We start from the raw sequence: 16076 nt of genomic DNA, 5'->3' as shown, positions 1-16076 counted from the left end.
TTTCTTCGAGTTCCCGTTTCAGTAAATACTCTAGTTCTTGCACTTCTTTGGCATTAAACAAAAACCCTAACAACGATATCGCCTCCGCCTTACGAATCTAACCTCTATCCTTTCCATCCAAATTCAACCCTATTCAAATTGAAAAGGGGCTGTCCAGAAAGTCAGTGTAAACTGACTGCTGGAGGCCCCGTTTTTATTTGAAATGTGAAAATTAGGCACAAAAAAATCGCCACATCCTGTAGAATGGAAGTTACCACACCACCAACTCAGAAAGGGCGATTTTTTTGCGTAATCGAACGACTACTACTGAACAGTATATCACGGAACTTTCACTTCCTCTAGGGGATATAGAAAAGAATAGGATTGCCAAACGAAAACTTGCTCCTACATTCAAATCTTACGACAACAAGCAAATCCAAATGATTCTGGATTTGGAATTGTATATCCCGCCCCATCATGTGGCACGTGTCATTGATGAGATGATCGAGGCCATTCCAGACAAGCAGTTGTTCGCGCATTATACAGGGGGCGGTCGCAGCTCCTATCATCCGAAAATGCTGCTGAAAGTCATTCTTTACGGATACTCGCAGAAAGTCTATTCCTGCCGTGGAATCGAAAAGCTGTTGCAAGAGAACATCCCTGCCATGTGGCTGGCTGCGATGCAACAGCCCGACTTTCGGACCATAAACGAGTTCCGTGGTGTACGCATGAAAGCTCTCATAGACGAGTTGTTTGAAACCATGATTCAAAAGCTGATTGCGGACAATTACATCACGATGGAAAACTACTTTCTCGATGGCACGAAGATCGAAGCCAATGCAAACAAGTATTCCTTTGTATGGAAAAAGTCCGTACTTCGCTTTGAAGAGAAGCTGAAGGAAAAGATCCAGGAGACCCTTGCCCATATTCATAGCCTTACCCGACAAGAGGCTGGAGAGTATGTCGCTGTCCATTCAGAGGAACTCCCTGCCAAGCTCGAAGAAGCCGCCGCCGCATTGGAGGAAAAAGTCGAAGAATTGACGGAACAAATCGCTAACACAAGTGAGAGTGCCGAACGGAAAATCTTGCGCCAAGAGCGTAGTGCCCTGAAGCAACCCCTAAAACAAATCCGTGAGGATTTTCTTCCCCGCCTGACGAAGTATGAACAGCAAAAGGTCATCTTCGGTGAGCGCAACAGTTATTCCAAAACAGACCCGGATGCCACGTTTATGCGAATGAAGGAAGACCACATGAAAAATGGGCAGTTAAAGCCGGGATACAACGTGCAAATAGCCACGGAAAACCAGTTTATTTTGTCTTACAGCCTTCATCAACGTCCAACGGATACGCGATGCTTCATTCCACATATGGAACGACTGGCTGCGTCTTCTTTACCGATGCCAAAAACGGTCATTGCCGATGCGGGCTATGGCAGTGAGGAAAACTATTTGTATGCAGTTGGAGAAGAAAAAGAGCCGCGTTTTGATTTTCTCATTCCCTATAGCAACTACATGAAAGAGAAAACGAGAAGTTACCAAAAAGATATACGACATGCATCGAATTGGACGTACGAAGAGTTGGATGATCGATTCATTTGCCCTAACGGCCGAAATGTTCCATTTAAGAAATATCAAACGAAAAAAACACATTCTGGTCTGGAACAGAGCTTCAAGATTTATGAATGTGAGGATTGCAGGGATTGCCCACTCAAGTCAGCCTGTACGAAAGCAAAAGGAAACCGCCAGGTACACTGGAATACGATCTGGGAAGAGTTGAAAGCAAAAGCCAAAGGAGCCCTTGAGGATGACGAGAAGTCCGCTATCTATTTTCGGCGTAAAGTCGAAGTCGAAAGCGTGTTCGGTCACATCAAGGGCAATCGGTCGTTCCGCCGATTTTCCTTGCGAGGGTTGGATAAGGTTCATACAGAGTTTGGGATTGTGGCTTTAGCCCACAATCTACTGAAGGTGGCGAGCATCCGCCTGACTGCCTTCATCAATAAAGAGACGAAGGAACTAAAAAATGGACGGGAACCTTTCGGTTTTCCGCCCATTTTTTATTTTGGGGACTTATTGGACAGCCCCTTTAATTTGTTAGCAACTCTGAATTATTTCAGCAAGTTCATTTGCTGTAATTGTTCCCCGATCGTGGCTTTGAGAATAAAAGGCGTAATCGAACTTTCTACGATCCCCGCAATCAGAAGCAATCCAATGACGATCATCACCGCAGCTGGAAATTGCTTGAGAGTGTCGTACCAGTCATTTTTCACGCGCTCCTGATTGTGCGGCGCAAACAGCAACCCGACTGATCGCAGGCTGAGTATCCCGAGCCGTATGCCGATTCCCGCGGCAAACAGGACTGCAGGCAGTTCAAAAATCCCGTGTGGCAAAATGCCTGCGCTGAAAACCAGCCACGGACTAATCCCAATCTCACTGGATTTCGCGATGATGTACCCGAGCAGCAACCCGTTTGTCAGCATTCCAATTATGGGAAAGAATGCAAAAAACAATCCAAGGGCCATCATCATCAAGGCGCTGAGTACGTTGTTGGAAAAAATCGTCCAAAACGTAGCGAACACGCCTCCCCCGCTCTCTTTGATCCGATCCGCAACTTCTTTCAGTTGCTCCATCATGCTCTTCACCACGGGATCCATGGCGGGGGCCTGCAAATAGCCAATTAGACCGCTCCCGAAAAAAATGAGACAAGCGGTCAGGAAAAATCGTTTGTTATCCAACCACAGACGCTGCAGTCTTTTGTTCATGAGCAACGCTCCTTTACTGCCTCTTACATTCACTATATGCATTGTACCTCAACAATAGCCAACTGGCCAAAGAATATCCTTGTCTTCCCTGCATAAACTGTTATCGGACAAAGGAGGTGCTTATCCATGAGATTCATTTATGTCGTGAGTACCAACCGTTTGAAGCAAATCCTCATTATCGCGGCAGCTATTCTGCTGACCGCAGTGATTGGCTATGCGGAACGCGATACGATCGCGGCTTTTTCCAGCAGCGGCAACAAGCAAGGGCCCCAGGCAATCTACAAGGTAGATACCAAGGAGAAGAAAATTGCTCTCACCTTTGACATCAGTTGGGGAGAAACACGCGCACTCCCTATTCTCGATGTACTGAAAGAAAAAAATGTAAACAAGGCAACCTTCTTCCTGTCCTCTCCCTGGAGTCAGCGCCATCCGGAAATTGTGAAAAGAATCAAGGAGGCTGGACTGGAAATCGGTTCGCATGGCCATAAGCACGACAACTACAGCAAATACACGGATGAGGAAATTCGCAGCCAGATCGCAAAGGCTGACTCCATCCTGACAGAGATGACTGGAAAAAAACCGACCCTGATTCGCATGCCGAATGGCGATTTTGACAAACGCGTACTGGAAATTGCCAACCGGATGGGGTATACGGTTGTCCAGTGGGATACGGACTCCAAGGACTGGATCGAGCCGAAAAAAGATGTCATCATCCAAAACGTCCTGTCCAAAGCCCATCCTGGCGACATCATCCTGATGCATGCGAGTGATTCCGCCAAGGAGACTCATCTAGCCCTTCCCGTTATTATCGATCAGCTGCGCAAGCAAGGATACGAGTTCGTCACGGTATCCGAACTGATCGCCGGCACCAGCATCCAGAGCAAGGAAGTCAATTAAACACCCGCAAAAGCCTGATTACACAAAAAAGCTGACCGCGATAAAGGTCAGCTTTCTCTTTTTACCAGACGATGCAAATGCATCACTTGCCATACGTTGCAAAACAGTAAAGGTACAAGCATGGACAATGTCGCATGCACACTGTCTTCCTTCAGGGCCGGAATCCATTCCAGAGCCGTGATGACAAACATGAAAAACATCGTGGGAATCCACGCCGTTCTGTTCGTCAGCCTTACTTTTCCGTAAGCAGTAACCAGAGCGACAATCAAAAGCAAAATCGGCTCGATAAAGTATGGTCCGACTCCTTTTCCTTCGCCCAGCGACGTGTAGCGGAGGTAAATCATGTCAAAAAAGACAAAGAGTATGAAAAAAACTTGAACGCTCTGCCACAAAGAAGGCGTCTTGAAAATCGTTTTGGCAAAATAATTGATTGTCATATACGCAAAAAAACCCATCTGGGCCACAATGCTAATGGTCATCCCATACAAAAGATACATCAGTGTGCCGACAAAAAAGTTGCCCGCGCTGCCTTCCGAAAGCTTGTCCAAATCAAAAATAAAGGCGACCAGAACCCCTCCCAGTCCCCCCAAGAGCAACGTGGTGACAAAAAGCCAACCATACTTTCTTAAGCTCACCAAACATTCCCTCCATTCCACATCGAATATGATTGTACCAATGGATACAAGAAAATACTAGCGTAAGAACAAAACAAAATGCGCACGTTACTCTTAGGCAGAGTAAAGAAGGAGGTGTCCACCCCATGAGAAAAAAGGCATTGTCTTTTTGGCTCTCCGCAATTGTCTGTCTGGTCCTATCCAGTTGCTCAAGCGGCGGGCAAGCACAAAGTTCGTCTCAGCCTGATTATAAGAGTGTCAAAGACATGGTGCTGGACATATTGCAGACTGACGAAGCGAAGCAATCCGTTAGCAAAATGATGAAAGATGAAAAGTTCAAGCAAAACCTGATGATTGACGAGTCCACTGTTCGCACCACTTTAATACAAAGCATGACGAATCCGAACAGCCCCCACATCAAAGAGGCCTTCAAAGATCCGAAATTCGCCAGCACATTGGCCAAATCGATGAAGAACGAGCAAAAAACGCTGATGAAGGATCTGATGAAAGACCCTGAGTACCAAAAACAGCTCATCAGCCTGATGAAGGACCCCGAGTTTGAAAAAAATCTCATGGATTTGATGAAAAGCGCTGCTTACCGCCAGCAAACCATGCAAATCATGAAGGAGTCCTTGCAAAGCCCTTTGTTCCAAGAAGAACTGATGAAAATCATGACAAAGGTCTCCGAAGACCTGACAAAGCCAAAAGAACTCAAGTCGAAGAAAAAAGGCAAGGGCGAAGACTCCGGTGGCGACTCCTCTTCCTAAGAAAGCCTCTGACGAAGCCGTTCAAGGATGAGCGACCGCGTTTTAGCGTAAGAAAAAAGGTGAGCTCTCATCCAGAGCCCACCTTTTTGGTATCTTTTGCGCTTACTTCTGCTCACATTTTTCAATGACGCGTTTCGCCATGTCACGGTACAACTGTCCGATTTCGGAGCTTTCCCGGTAAACAGAAGGAGAATAATCCGGCTCAGATGGATGGTTGTCCGGCTGTCCCAACGGAATTTGCGCCAAAAGTTCGGTAGCCAGCGTCTCTGCCAGTTTTCCACCGCCTCCGCGGCCGAAGACGTACTCTTTGGAGCCGTCCTTCGCTTCGTACCAGGCCATGTTTTCCACGACACCGAGAATTTCGTGTCCCGTCCGCTTTGCCATCGCCCCGGCACGTGCCGCGACAAAAGCTGCCGTAGGATGCGGCGTTGTCACGACAATCTCCTTGCTTTGCGGAATCATCGTATGCACGTCCAAAGCCATGTCGCCCGTTCCTGGCGGCAGGTCCAGCAGCAAGTAGTCCAGCTCTTCGCCCCAATGCACTTCCGTAAAGAAATTGCGCAGCATTTTTCCGAGCATCGGACCGCGCCAGATAATCGGGGAGTTGTCCTCGACGAAAAAGCCCATGGACATGACCTTTACGTTTTGCTTTTCTACAGGGAGAATCGTTTCGCCAATGACAGTCGGGCGCTGGTCGATGTTCATCATGTCCGGCACGCTGAAGCCATAGATGTCGGCGTCGATAATCCCGACCTTTTTCCCCAGGCGAGCCATGGCTACGGCCAGATTGACAGTGACCGTTGACTTCCCTACGCCGCCTTTACCGGATGTAATGGCGATAAAGGTTGTCTTCGAATCCTTGGCCAGAATCGGATTGAGCAAAGGAGCTTGTCCCGGCGTCATATTATGTGTTTGTCCGCCCTGGTTATTGCGCAGCTGAGCGCTGAGGGCTGCTCGCTCCTCATCGGTCATCGAGCCGAAATGCACGCGCACTTCCTCCGCTCCAAGCGCTTTCACAGCCCCTATGACGTCGTCTTCGATCTTGGCCTTTAGAGGACAGCCGGAGATCGTCAAAACGACTGTCAGGCTCACTGTAGCGCCTTCAACGCGGATGTCCCGGATCATGTTCAGCTCGACCAGACTGCGATTGATTTCAGGATCCTTCACATCACGCAGCGCTTCCAGAATTTGTTCTCTGGTCAACATGGTTGCTCACCTCATCTATATCGTCTTGGCCATCATTTTTCCATACCTTCTATCACTAGATGGTTTGCGCGTTCATTATAGCACATTCGGACGGGCGGGACACAGCCGCCGCCCGTTCAAGGTGTCATTGGCACTTTTTCACCGGAATACTGCCGCAAAATCCCCTGGTAGATCGCATTCGCCATCGCTTTTTGGTACTCCTGGCTTTGCAGCCGTTTCGCTTCTTCGGTGTTGCTGACAAACCCAACCTCGACCAAAACAGCCGGGCAGTTGACTTCCCGTATCAAAAATACGTTGTTCGTCTTGCTCGGCACACGATCGGTATTGCCCAGCACCCGCTTGATCTCATCCTGGATGAGATAGGATACCTCCGCGCTTTTTTTAAACGTAGGCGAGTAAAACGTTTGCGCACCCGACCATTTAGGTGAAGGGATGGAATTGACGTGAATGCTGACCAGCAAATCGGGAGAGCTGTCATTCACCAGTTTCACCCGGTTGCGAATGTCTTCTGCTTTTCTTCTTTTGGCCAGGTCAGCCTCCGGCGATGCCAAATCCTTGTCTTCCTCCCGCGTCATGATGACAAACGCGCCTGACTGCTGGAGAAAATCCCGCAAGTACATACTGATTGCCAGCGTCACCTCCTTTTCCACCACATCGCCTGTGCTGGATATAGCACCACCGTCTTTGCCCCCGTGTCCCGGGTCGATGGCAATGACGGTTCCTGTCAGCGGCAGCGACCATGCCATCCACGACGAACGATCCGGTGATTCGTAGGTGAACAGCACCACCAGTAAAGCAAAAGCCAGTATCCAGCCTACCCCTTTTCGTATCACGGCGTATCGTCCCCTTTTGTCCCATTCTCGTTCCATCATATGGACAAACAGAAACAATTATTCCACGCATGGGCTGTGAGGGGGGCTTGCGGTTTGGAAAGGCAGCGGAGCGGGGCTTTTGACAGCGATATATAGCATAAAAAAAGACCCCCGAACCAAAAAAGTTCGAGAGCCTTGCCAAACGGAAAAATTAGCGTTTGGAGAATTGAGGCGCGCGACGAGCTGCTTTCAAGCCGTATTTTTTACGTTCTTTCATGCGAGGGTCGCGAGTCAGGAAGCCAGCGCGTTTCAGAGCGCCGCGCAGTTCTGGGTCTGCTTTCAGCAGAGCGCGAGCAACGCCGTGACGGATTGCACCAGCTTGACCAGTGGTTCCGCCACCGTTTACGTTAACCAGTACATCGTAACGACCGAGGGTTTCAGTCAGAACGAGTGGTTGTTTTACGATCAATTTCAGTGTTTCCAAACCAAAGTAATTATCCATATCACGTTTGTTGATAACGATGCGACCTTCACCTGGAACCAGGCGAACACGTGCTACGGAGTGCTTACGACGACCTGTACCGTAGTATTGTACTTGTGCCACGTATATTTCCTCCCTTTACCTTAACCGCGAATTTGCCAAACTTCTGGTTTTTGTGCTGCATGAGGATGCTCAGCGCCAGCGTATACTTTCAGCTTCGTGAACATTTGACGTCCCAAGCTGTTTTTAGGCAGCATGCCTTTTACAGCCAGTTCGAACATACGAGCTGGTTTTTTGTTCAGCATGTCGCCAGCTGTAGTCTTTTTCAGACCTCCTGGATACAGGGAGTGAGAGTAGTAAATTTTGTCTTGCAGCTTGTTACCAGACAATTTCACTTTGTCAGCGTTGATTACGATTACGAAATCGCCAGTGTCAACGTGTGGAGTGAATTCAGGTTTCAGTTTGCCACGCAGGATAGAAGCTACTTCGCTTGCCAGACGGCCCAGCGTTTGGCCTTCTGCGTCAACGATGTACCATTTGCGCTCAACTTCGAGCGGTTTCGCCATATATGTGGTACGCATTTTTGTCCCTCCTAAGTATCTTACCTTTACATGTCCATCTACTTATAACCAAAACAATCGAAACTTGCAATGGAAGAAAATTGCTGCTAACGGGTGAGCAACTCTTCCAGGTGTTTCATTTATCACGAACTTGTCTTTCAATCCCGGGGCTAGAGTGGGGCTAGGCGGGGTTAAAATACCAAGGAATATCGTACTACATCGCAGACGCGTAGTCAAGGGCCTTCCCTCGGTCTAATAGTTGGAAATCTGTCTGTTAATAGACGACCTCCCACATGGTCAGACCTTTGGCTGGCGCTGTCTTTCCTGCCATCTCCCGATCCCGTGCCGCAAGAATCTTTTTCAGCTCATCGGGATGGCGTTTGCCCTGCCCGACCTCTACCAAGGTGCCCACTATGATGCGCACCATGTTGTACAAAAAGCCGTTGCCGCGGCACGTTACCCACACTTCGCCGCCGAAGCGCTCCACAGTCAGGCTGTACACCGTTCGCACCTTGTCCTCGACAAATGTCTTCGCCGAGCAAAACGACGTAAAATCATGCTCTCCCACCAAATGACGTGCGGCCTGCTGCATCGCCTCCACGTCCAGCGGAAAGCGGATGTGGTCGGCATAGCGGTGGCGAAATACATCTGCCACCGGGTTGTTGTCGATGCAATACCGATACTCCTTCACCCGTACGTCAAAACGGGCGTGAAAAGTCTCCGGCACCTCTTCTACCGACCGGATCACGATTGAATCAGGCAGCTGATTATTCAGCACAAACCGCCACTTGTCCAACGGAATGTGACTGTTCGTATCAAAATGAATCACCTGTCCGCGCGCATGCACCCCGGCATCGGTACGACCCGAACCATGGATTTGGATCTCCTCTCCCGTGATTCGTTTCAGAGCGGCTTCGATCTCCCCTTGCACCGTTACCTGATCGGGTTGAACCTGAAAACCGCTGAAATCTGTTCCATCGTATCCCAATACACAGCGTAACCGCTTCATGCACGCCACCATCCAATCGTAATCGCGAGCAACACTCCGGCAACTGCTATCCCGGCATCTCGCCAGGAAAAGGCCAGCTTGTGCAATCGGGTCCGCCCAACACCGCCTCGATAGCCGCGCGCTTCCATCGCCAAAGCGAGATCCTCGGCCCGGCGAAACGCGCTGACGAACAACGGAATCGCAATCGGGATCAGGCTTTGCGCTCGCTTCACGAGACTGCCGCTCGTAAAATTGGCTCCCCTGGCCGTCTGCGCCTTGATGATTTTATCCGTCTCCTCCATCAAGGTCGGAATGAACCGGATCGCAATCGACATCATCAGGGCGATTTCGTGCACAGGAACCCCAATCCGGCCAAATGGTCCGAGCAGGCGCTCCAGTCCCTCCGTCAAATCGATTGGCGATGTGGTCAACGTCAGCAAGGAGCTAATCACTACCAGGAGTCCCAAACGCAAGGAAATGAAGATCGCTTGTTGTATTCCACGTTCCTCGACTGTAAACCAGCCCCATTGGAAGTACACCGCGCCGCCTTTTGTCATGAAAATGTGCAGGATGATCGTAAACACGATCAAGATCCATACCGGCTTCAGGCTTTTTAGGATGTAGCCAAGCGACAGCCTGGAGAGCAGCCCGGCATACAGGGTGAAGGCTACCAATACGGCATAGGTGATCGTATTGTTGGCCAAAAAGACTAGCGTTGCAAAAAGAATGATAAAGAGCAGTTTGCTTCGCGGATCTGCGCGATGTAAAAAGGAATGCCCAGGTACGTACTGACCAATGGCAATATTCTGCAGCATGCCTAGCCCTCCTTCGGTACGGACAGTCGTTCCAGCAGATGGGCAATCAACTCTTCCTCCCGATAAACGGAGTTTGGCAGACTTTCCTTGTCCGGCAGCAATTGATTCAGCCTCGACACAAAAGCGACTGTCTCCGGCACATCCAAAGCAAGCTCGCGGAGACGTTCTGCCTGCATGAAGATTTCATCCGGCTTGCCCTGCAAGGCGATCTTGCCCTGTGCCAGTACCAGCATATAGTCGGCGTAGCGCGCTGCTTCCTCCATGCTGTGGGTGACCAATAGCGTCGTCAGCTTTTGCTCCTGGTGAATGCGGTAGATCGCTTCCAGAATCGACTGACGCCCCATCGGGTCCAGCCCTGCCGTCGGCTCGTCCAATACAAGCACTTTTGGCTGCATGGCCAGAACTCCCGCCAGCGCGACACGGCGCATTTGCCCGCCACTCAGGTGAAAAGGCGAACGGTCCTTGACTTTTTCGTAATCCAGTCCAACGATTTCAAGAGCCTCTTTCACGCGGGCCTCTACCATCGCTTCCGGCAAATCAAAGTTCGAAGGTCCAAAGGCAACGTCTTTTGCCACTGTTTCCTCAAACAGTTGATGCTCCGGATACTGGAAAACAAGCCCGATATTCCGTCTTTGCTCGTGAGGCAAACGCTGCTTTGCGGTGATAACTGTGTCCCCCAAAGTAATGGTCCCAGCGCTGGGCAAAAGCAAGCCGTTCAAATGCTGGATCAAGGTAGACTTGCCAGAGCCTGTCTGCCCGATAATCCCGACAAACGAACCGGACGGAATCGTAAACGAGATGTCGTGCAAGGCTACCCGCTCAAACGGTGTTCCTTTTCCGTAGATATGGCTTACCTGGTCAAAAGTAATCTGCATACGTGCTCCACCAGCTCCTCTTGGTGCAGTACAAACGGTAGATCAATCCCTTTGGCAGCCAACATGTGTCGGAGGCGGACGGCAAAGGGAACATCCAGCCCTACCGTTTTCAAACGTTCTACCTGGTTGAACACGTCACCAGGCGGCCCCTCCATCAGAACTTCTCCGGCATTCATCACAACGACCTTGTCCGAATAGACCGCTTCTTCGGGAAAATGGGTAATGTTGATGATGGTAATTCCTTCGTCACGATTCAGCCGTCTGACCAGTTGCAGCACTTCCTGTCTGCCCTGGGGATCAAGCATCGCTGTCGCTTCATCCAGGATGATGACAGATGGCCGCATCGCCATAATGCCCGCGATTGCCACGCGTTGCTTTTGTCCCCCTGACAGCCGGTGCGGCTGCGCCAGCAAATACGACTCCATCCCGACCGAAGCCAGCGCCTCATCAATACGCTGGCGCATCTGTGCAGGATCGACGCCCATGTTCTCAAGCCCAAAGGCCACATCATCTTCCACCGTCGCCCCGACAATCTGATTGTCAGGGTTTTGAAAGACCATGCCCACATGGCGGCGTATTTCCCAAACCAGTTCCCCTTGGGACGTATCCATTCCAGCGACGAGCACCTTGCCGCCCTCTGGCAAAAGCAAGGCATTCATCAGCTTTGCCATCGTAGACTTGCCCGAACCGTTATGACCCAATACAGACACAAAGGAACCCTTTTGAATGGTCAGATCGACGTCCTTCAATACCGGGACACGACTGCCAAGCTCATCATCATAGGTATAGGATACATCTTGCAGTGCCAGCAGGTTCTCTTCATTCATGAGGCATTCACATCCTCTCCAGCCTTTGCAGACTAGCAGGATTTCTCCTTAGAGAAAGAAAAAAAGGGTTGAATCAGAGTCCAGCCTATGACCAGATCTGCCCCCACCCTTTTCACGGTCGATTACCGGTATCGAGGTTGTGTCTCGTTTCCCATGTAAAATGACCAGTTTCTATCCATTATTAAACGAATTCGATGTACGCCATCGGAGCAGCGTCGCCGCGGCGAGGGCCGGCTTTCAGGATACGAGTGTATCCACCGTTGCGCTCTTTGAAGCGAGGCGCGATTTCATCGAACAGTTTTTGTACAGCATCGCGACCTTCTGCATTCGCAACTTCTTTGCGAACGAAAGCAGCAACTTGACGACGAGCATGCAGATCGCCACGTTTCGCGAGCGTAACCATTTTCTCAGCGATTGGGCGCAGTTCTTTCGCCTTCATCTCTGTAGTTTCGATGCGCTCGTTGATGATTAGGTCCGTTACCAAGTCGCGGAACAACGCTTTACGAGCTGCACTACGACGACCCAATTTACGGTATGCCATGTCTTTACCTCCCTTTTCAAGCTGGCAACACTACGTAGAGACTTCTACTGTCGGGAAGCCAGATCTGTATTCCCCCAAACGAGGGCTGACTTGAGAGAACAAAAGTCTGCTGTCAGGGTTTGCTTCTCTAGTCGTCGCTACGCAGGGACAGGCCGAGTTCAGCCAGCTTTTCCTGCACTTCTTCCAGAGATTTGCGACCCAGGTTGCGGACTTTCATCATGTCCTCTTCGGTCTTCTGCGTCAGCTCTTGCACGGTGTTGATACCGGCACGCTTCAAGCAGTTGTAGGAACGAACAGAAAGATCTAGCTCTTCGATTGTCATCTCCAACACTTTTTCTTTCTTGTCTTCCTCTTTTTCAACCATGATCTCAGCATCTTTGGCCTCATCGGTCAGACCGACGAACAGGTTCAAGTGCTCCGTCATGATTTTTGCGCCGAGACTAACGGCTTCTTCCGGACTGATGCTGCCGTTTGTCCAAACCTCAAGTGTCAACTTATCGTAGTTGGTCATTTGCCCTACACGGGTATTTTCCACCTGATAGTTAACGCGCTTGATCGGCGTATAGATCGAATCAATCGGAATCACGCCAATTGGCAGATCCTCAGACTTGTTTCCATCTGATTGAACATAACCACGACCACGTCCAGCTGTCATGCGGATATGCAGACGACCGCCATTGGCCAACGTTGCAATATGAAGATCAGGGTTTAAGACCTCCACATCACTGTCAGCACGGATATCTCCCGCTTTGACAACGCCTTCGCCTTCTGCATCGATCTCGATTACTTTTTCTTCATCGGAATGGATCTTCAGCGCCAAGCCTTTGATGTTCAGGATGATCTCGGTTACATCTTCAACGACGCCTTCAACCGTAGAGAACTCGTGAAGAACCCCGTCGATTTGAACAGTACGAACTGCCGAACCTGGCAAGGACGAAAGAAGAATCCTTCTCAGCGAGTTGCCAAGGGTAGTCCCGTATCCGCGTTCCAGAGGTTCTACAACAAATTTTCCATACGAGTTGTCGTCGCTAACTTCCACAACCTCGATTTTTGGTTTTTCTATTTCTATCATTAAACAAACCCTCCTTCAAAACGTCGAAATCCTTGGGTGGGCCGCATACGTGCCCACTCAGGAATTTCCCCGGCGGTTTACCGTTTGCGTGCATGACAAGCTATAAATCAGAATTTACCATTCTAGTATGGACATGTTCTGAACAATATAAACCAGTTACACGCGGCGACGTTTTGGTGGACGGCAACCGTTGTGCGGAATTGGCGTCACGTCTTTAATCATGTTCACTTCGAGACCAGCTGCTTGCAGGGAACGGATCGCTGCTTCACGACCAGCACCTGGACCTTTTACCGATACTTCGAGGGAACGCATGCCATGTTCCATAGCAACACGTGCAGCCGCTTCAGCAGCCATTTGCGCAGCAAATGGAGTGCTTTTACGGGAGCCTTTGAAGCCGAGGGAACCAGCGCTGGACCAAGAGATCGCGTTACCGTGTGGATCTGTGATGGTTACAATCGTGTTGTTGAAAGTGGAGCGGATATGCGCTACGCCGACTTCAACATTCTTGCGATCACGACGACGGGTACGAGTTGTTGTAGCCTGTTTTCTTTTCGCCATGTCAGTTTACCCTCCTTTACTTCTTCTTGTTAGCTACTGTACGACGTGGGCCTTTACGTGTACGAGCATTTGTTTTAGTACGTTGACCGCGAACTGGCAGTCCACGACGGTGACGGATTCCACGGAAGCATCCGATTTCCATCAGACGTTTGATGTTCAAGGAAATCTCACGACGGAGATCGCCTTCCACCTTCACGTTCTTGTCGATGTAATCACGCAGTTTGCTTACTTCGTCTTCTGTCAGATCGCGAACACGAGTGTTCACATCTACGCCAGTAGCGGCCAGAATTTTTTGAGACGTGGGGCGGCCAATACCAAAAATGTAGGTAAGAGCAACTTCAACGCGTTTTTCGCGCGGCAAGTCTACGCCTGCAATACGTGCCATGTGTCAAAAGCACCTCCTTGTTTACCCTTGTTTTTGCTTATGCTTAGGATTTTCACAAATAACCATTACGTTACCTCTACGACGGATAACCTTGCATTTCTCGCAGATCGGTTTAACCGAAGGTCTCACTTTCATGGTTCTTGCCTCCCTTTTCTAGGGGTTTTGCTTGCTATTTGTAGCGATACGTAATACGTCCGCGGGTCAAGTCGTACGGTGACAGTTCAACAGTTACTTTATCCCCCGGCAGGATGCGGATAAAGTGCATGCGGATTTTTCCGGAGACGTGAGCGAGGACTTTGTGTCCATTCTCCAATTCTACTCGAAACATAGCGTTCGGCAAAGGCTCAATTACTGTACCTTCTACCTCAATGACATCATCTTTTGCCATGGTAAGCTCTCCTTTCTTCTGCTCTTCAGTCGGACCATGAGTTTTGCGAAATGATCACACAACGAACTTATCGTCGACACGTTGGACGACAATCCCGAAACACTCGGTACTCTCGCATTATGTTCGTGTTAAAATCTCATAGCCATCTTCCGTAATCGCGATGGTGTGTTCAAAATGAGCACATGTTTTCCGATCCAATGTTACTACCGTCCAATTGTCCTCCAATGTGCGGACATAACGTTCGCCGGCATTTACCATTGGCTCAATTGCCAACACCATGCCTGGTTTTAACCGTGGACCCCGATCAGGCGGGCCGTAGTTAGGAACCTGCGGATCTTCGTGCAAGTTTTGCCCAATCCCATGCCCCACATACTCGCGGACGAGTGTGAAGCCGGCAGCTTCTGCGTGAACCTGAATGGCATGAGAGATATCGGACAATCGTCCCCCAGGAACAGCTTTTTCAAGCCCCTTGAACAACGCCTCTTCCGTTACCCGCAACAGCTTTTCATTCTCCGCGGAAATTTTGCCGACCGGATACGTCCAAGCGGAGTCTCCATGGTACCCCTGGAACTGGGCACCGATGTCGATACTGATGATGTCTCCTTCTTGCAACGTCCGTTTTCCTGGGATCCCGTGTACGAGTTCTTCATTGACTGAAGCACAGATACTACCTGGAAAGCCACCGTAGCCTTTAAATGATGGAACTGCTCCCATGCTGCGAATAAATGTCTCGGCAATTTCGTCAAGCTGCTTTGTCGTGACACCAGGCTTGATCGCCTTGGCCAGCTCTTGATGGGTGAGTGCGACGATACGACCAGCTTCGCGCATAACCTCAAGTTCTGCTTTCGACTTCAGGATAATCATTCGGCAATTACCCTCTTAGCAACGACTTAATTTCCGCAAACACTACCTGGATATCTTGTTCCCCATCGATATCTCGCAGGAGCCCCTGTGCGGAGTAGTAGTCGATGAGTGGTTGAGTCTGGGCGATGTTGACATCAAGACGCTGTGTTACCACTTCGATCTTGTCGTCATCACGCTGATACAGCTTACCACCATCTTTGTCACACACGCCAGCCTCTTTTGGAGGATTGAACATCGTGTGATAGCTAGCTCCACATACAGGGCAGATCCAGCGACCGGTCAGACGTTCAATCAATTGCTCGCGACGAACGTTGATGTTAATCACATGATCGATTTCGCGTCCCAGCTCTTTCACAGTAGCTGTCAACGCTTCCGCCTGCGGGACTGTGCGCGGAAAACCATCCAACAGGAATCCTTTCGCGCAGTCGTCCATCGAGAGGCGCTCCCGCACAATTCCGATGACTACTTCATCGGGAACAAGCAAACCTTTATCCATAAAGGATTTGGCTTGCAGTCCGAGCGGCGTTTCGTTTTTAACCGCTGCTCGGAACATGTCGCCAGTCGAAATGTGCGGGATGTCAAACTCTTTTACGATACGTTCTGCCTGTGTTCCTTTACCGGCACCAGGCAGCCCCATCAGGATTATGTTCACGTCCATTCCCTCCGTCCCATAAAGAAAAGCTGCAGAA

21 protein-coding genes and 1 pseudogene (1 of these 22 only partly in view) are annotated in these 16076 nt (G+C 49.9%); 3 read left to right on the top strand and 19 right to left on the bottom strand.

Annotation, left to right across the window (positions count from 1 at the left end; all coding sequences use genetic code 11):
• Nucleotides 1-73, bottom strand: the beginning of a protein-coding gene (locus AAFJ72_RS01535; protein ID WP_122906738.1) for a hypothetical protein. Its footprint begins 161 nt before the window's first position; 73 of the gene's 234 nt are visible here — the first part of the coding sequence; it begins with the start codon at nt 71-73; the stop codon falls past the left edge of the window.
• Between the two features lie 346 nt (nt 74-419).
• Here AAFJ72_RS01535 and AAFJ72_RS01530 point away from each other — a divergent pair.
• A pseudogene (locus tag AAFJ72_RS01530) lies at nt 420-1940 on the top strand (IS1182 family transposase); the annotation flags it as partial.
• Nucleotides 1941-2083: 143 nt separating this feature from the next.
• On the opposite strand, the gene AAFJ72_RS01525 reads toward AAFJ72_RS01530, so the two are convergent.
• Entirely contained in the window at nt 2084-2737 is a 654-nt protein-coding gene (locus tag AAFJ72_RS01525) for a stage II sporulation protein M (protein WP_432775800.1), read from the bottom strand.
• A 126-nt stretch (nt 2738-2863) separates the two neighbouring features.
• On the opposite strand from AAFJ72_RS01525, the gene pdaB reads away from it, so the two are divergent.
• Nucleotides 2864-3634: a polysaccharide deacetylase family sporulation protein PdaB gene (gene pdaB / locus AAFJ72_RS01520; RefSeq protein ID WP_432775799.1), complete on the top strand. Its 771-nt coding sequence runs from the start codon at nt 2864-2866 to the stop codon at nt 3632-3634.
• Between the two features lie 47 nt (nt 3635-3681).
• Here pdaB and AAFJ72_RS01515 read toward each other — a convergent pair whose 3' ends face one another.
• Complete coding sequence (locus tag AAFJ72_RS01515; protein WP_122906741.1) at nt 3682-4269, bottom strand: KinB-signaling pathway activation protein; 588 nt, start codon at nt 4267-4269, stop codon at nt 3682-3684.
• A gap of 125 nt (nt 4270-4394) precedes the next feature.
• Between AAFJ72_RS01515 and gerD the strand changes: the two genes are divergently transcribed.
• Nucleotides 4395-5015 (top strand): spore germination lipoprotein GerD, encoded by a 621-nt coding sequence (gene gerD, locus AAFJ72_RS01510; protein WP_122906742.1) that lies wholly within the window; start codon nt 4395-4397, stop codon nt 5013-5015.
• Nucleotides 5016-5117: 102 nt separating this feature from the next.
• Here gerD and AAFJ72_RS01505 read toward each other — a convergent pair whose 3' ends face one another.
• From AAFJ72_RS01505 to AAFJ72_RS01430, 16 genes are all read right to left on the bottom strand, one after another.
• Nucleotides 5118-6221, bottom strand: coding sequence for a P-loop NTPase (locus AAFJ72_RS01505; RefSeq protein ID WP_432775798.1), 1104 nt, complete (start codon nt 6219-6221; stop codon nt 5118-5120).
• A 116-nt stretch (nt 6222-6337) separates the two neighbouring features.
• Nucleotides 6338-7054 (bottom strand): N-acetylmuramoyl-L-alanine amidase CwlD, encoded by a 717-nt coding sequence (cwlD, locus tag AAFJ72_RS01500; RefSeq protein ID WP_122906744.1) that lies wholly within the window; start codon nt 7052-7054, stop codon nt 6338-6340.
• A gap of 190 nt (nt 7055-7244) precedes the next feature.
• Nucleotides 7245-7637 (bottom strand): 30S ribosomal protein S9, encoded by a 393-nt coding sequence (gene rpsI / locus AAFJ72_RS01495; RefSeq protein WP_122906745.1) that lies wholly within the window; start codon nt 7635-7637, stop codon nt 7245-7247.
• A gap of 20 nt (nt 7638-7657) precedes the next feature.
• Nucleotides 7658-8095, bottom strand: a complete 438-nt coding sequence (gene rplM / locus AAFJ72_RS01490; RefSeq protein WP_122906746.1) for a 50S ribosomal protein L13 — start codon at nt 8093-8095, stop codon at nt 7658-7660.
• A gap of 253 nt (nt 8096-8348) precedes the next feature.
• Entirely contained in the window at nt 8349-9083 is a 735-nt protein-coding gene (gene truA, locus AAFJ72_RS01485) for a tRNA pseudouridine(38-40) synthase TruA (protein WP_122906747.1), read from the bottom strand.
• Nucleotides 9080-9877: an energy-coupling factor transporter transmembrane component T family protein gene (locus AAFJ72_RS01480; RefSeq protein ID WP_432775797.1), complete on the bottom strand. Its 798-nt coding sequence runs from the start codon at nt 9875-9877 to the stop codon at nt 9080-9082. Before AAFJ72_RS01480 ends, truA begins: the two co-directional genes overlap by 4 nt.
• Nucleotides 9878-9879: 2 nt before the next feature.
• Complete coding sequence (locus AAFJ72_RS01475; protein WP_432775796.1) at nt 9880-10752, bottom strand: energy-coupling factor transporter ATPase; 873 nt, start codon at nt 10750-10752, stop codon at nt 9880-9882.
• On the bottom strand, nt 10728-11579 hold the full coding sequence (locus tag AAFJ72_RS01470) for an energy-coupling factor transporter ATPase (protein WP_432775795.1): 852 nt from the start codon (nt 11577-11579) through the stop codon (nt 10728-10730). Before AAFJ72_RS01470 ends, AAFJ72_RS01475 begins: the two co-directional genes overlap by 25 nt.
• A gap of 181 nt (nt 11580-11760) precedes the next feature.
• Nucleotides 11761-12120, bottom strand: coding sequence for a 50S ribosomal protein L17 (gene rplQ, locus AAFJ72_RS01465; RefSeq protein ID WP_005828799.1), 360 nt, complete (start codon nt 12118-12120; stop codon nt 11761-11763).
• Between the two features lie 127 nt (nt 12121-12247).
• Nucleotides 12248-13192: a DNA-directed RNA polymerase subunit alpha gene (locus AAFJ72_RS01460; RefSeq protein WP_122906751.1), complete on the bottom strand. Its 945-nt coding sequence runs from the start codon at nt 13190-13192 to the stop codon at nt 12248-12250.
• Nucleotides 13193-13348: 156 nt separating this feature from the next.
• Complete coding sequence (gene rpsK / locus AAFJ72_RS01455) at nt 13349-13750, bottom strand: 30S ribosomal protein S11 (RefSeq protein WP_122906752.1); 402 nt, start codon at nt 13748-13750, stop codon at nt 13349-13351.
• A gap of 16 nt (nt 13751-13766) precedes the next feature.
• Nucleotides 13767-14135, bottom strand: a complete 369-nt coding sequence (rpsM, locus tag AAFJ72_RS01450; RefSeq protein WP_122906753.1) for a 30S ribosomal protein S13 — start codon at nt 14133-14135, stop codon at nt 13767-13769.
• A 21-nt stretch (nt 14136-14156) separates the two neighbouring features.
• Nucleotides 14157-14270: a 50S ribosomal protein L36 gene (gene rpmJ, locus AAFJ72_RS01445; RefSeq protein ID WP_122906754.1), complete on the bottom strand. Its 114-nt coding sequence runs from the start codon at nt 14268-14270 to the stop codon at nt 14157-14159.
• 34 nt (nt 14271-14304) lie between these two features.
• Nucleotides 14305-14523, bottom strand: coding sequence for a translation initiation factor IF-1 (infA, locus tag AAFJ72_RS01440; RefSeq protein WP_003333772.1), 219 nt, complete (start codon nt 14521-14523; stop codon nt 14305-14307).
• Between the two features lie 117 nt (nt 14524-14640).
• Nucleotides 14641-15387 (bottom strand): type I methionyl aminopeptidase, encoded by a 747-nt coding sequence (gene map / locus AAFJ72_RS01435; protein ID WP_122906755.1) that lies wholly within the window; start codon nt 15385-15387, stop codon nt 14641-14643.
• A gap of 7 nt (nt 15388-15394) precedes the next feature.
• Nucleotides 15395-16039, bottom strand: coding sequence for an adenylate kinase (locus AAFJ72_RS01430; protein ID WP_122906756.1), 645 nt, complete (start codon nt 16037-16039; stop codon nt 15395-15397).
• Between the last annotated feature and the right edge of the window lie 37 nt (nt 16040-16076).

The organism is Brevibacillus gelatini (genome assembly GCF_050920745.1).
Taxonomy (GTDB): domain Bacteria; phylum Bacillota; class Bacilli; order Brevibacillales; family Brevibacillaceae; genus Brevibacillus; species Brevibacillus gelatini.
The sequence above is the reverse complement of the archived record's forward strand: the minus strand, read 5'-3'. Positions and strand labels throughout refer to the sequence as shown.

What these genes read in the sequence shown, in the direction of transcription:
- AAFJ72_RS01525 (WP_432775800.1), bottom strand. Translation starts at nt 2,737, where the DNA reads ATGAACAAAAGACTGCAGCGTCTGTGGTTGGATAACAAACGATTTTTC.
- pdaB (WP_432775799.1), top strand. Translation starts at nt 2,864, where the DNA reads ATGAGATTCATTTATGTCGTGAGTACCAACCGTTTGAAGCAAATCCTC.
- gerD (WP_122906742.1), top strand. Translation starts at nt 4,395, where the DNA reads ATGAGAAAAAAGGCATTGTCTTTTTGGCTCTCCGCAATTGTCTGTCTG.
- AAFJ72_RS01505 (WP_432775798.1), bottom strand. Translation starts at nt 6,221, where the DNA reads ATGTTGACCAGAGAACAAATTCTGGAAGCGCTGCGTGATGTGAAGGAT.
- rplM (WP_122906746.1), bottom strand. Translation starts at nt 8,095, where the DNA reads ATGCGTACCACATATATGGCGAAACCGCTCGAAGTTGAGCGCAAATGG.
- truA (WP_122906747.1), bottom strand. Translation starts at nt 9,083, where the DNA reads ATGAAGCGGTTACGCTGTGTATTGGGATACGATGGAACAGATTTCAGC.
- AAFJ72_RS01480 (WP_432775797.1), bottom strand. Translation starts at nt 9,877, where the DNA reads ATGCTGCAGAATATTGCCATTGGTCAGTACGTACCTGGGCATTCCTTT.
- AAFJ72_RS01475 (WP_432775796.1), bottom strand. Translation starts at nt 10,752, where the DNA reads ATGCAGATTACTTTTGACCAGGTAAGCCATATCTACGGAAAAGGAACA.
- AAFJ72_RS01470 (WP_432775795.1), bottom strand. Translation starts at nt 11,579, where the DNA reads ATGAATGAAGAGAACCTGCTGGCACTGCAAGATGTATCCTATACCTAT.
- rplQ (WP_005828799.1), bottom strand. Translation starts at nt 12,120, where the DNA reads ATGGCATACCGTAAATTGGGTCGTCGTAGTGCAGCTCGTAAAGCGTTG.
- AAFJ72_RS01460 (WP_122906751.1), bottom strand. Translation starts at nt 13,192, where the DNA reads ATGATAGAAATAGAAAAACCAAAAATCGAGGTTGTGGAAGTTAGCGAC.
- rpsK (WP_122906752.1), bottom strand. Translation starts at nt 13,750, where the DNA reads ATGGCGAAAAGAAAACAGGCTACAACAACTCGTACCCGTCGTCGTGAT.
- rpsM (WP_122906753.1), bottom strand. Translation starts at nt 14,135, where the DNA reads ATGGCACGTATTGCAGGCGTAGACTTGCCGCGCGAAAAACGCGTTGAA.
- rpmJ (WP_122906754.1), bottom strand. Translation starts at nt 14,270, where the DNA reads ATGAAAGTGAGACCTTCGGTTAAACCGATCTGCGAGAAATGCAAGGTT.
- infA (WP_003333772.1), bottom strand. Translation starts at nt 14,523, where the DNA reads ATGGCAAAAGATGATGTCATTGAGGTAGAAGGTACAGTAATTGAGCCT.
- map (WP_122906755.1), bottom strand. Translation starts at nt 15,387, where the DNA reads ATGATTATCCTGAAGTCGAAAGCAGAACTTGAGGTTATGCGCGAAGCT.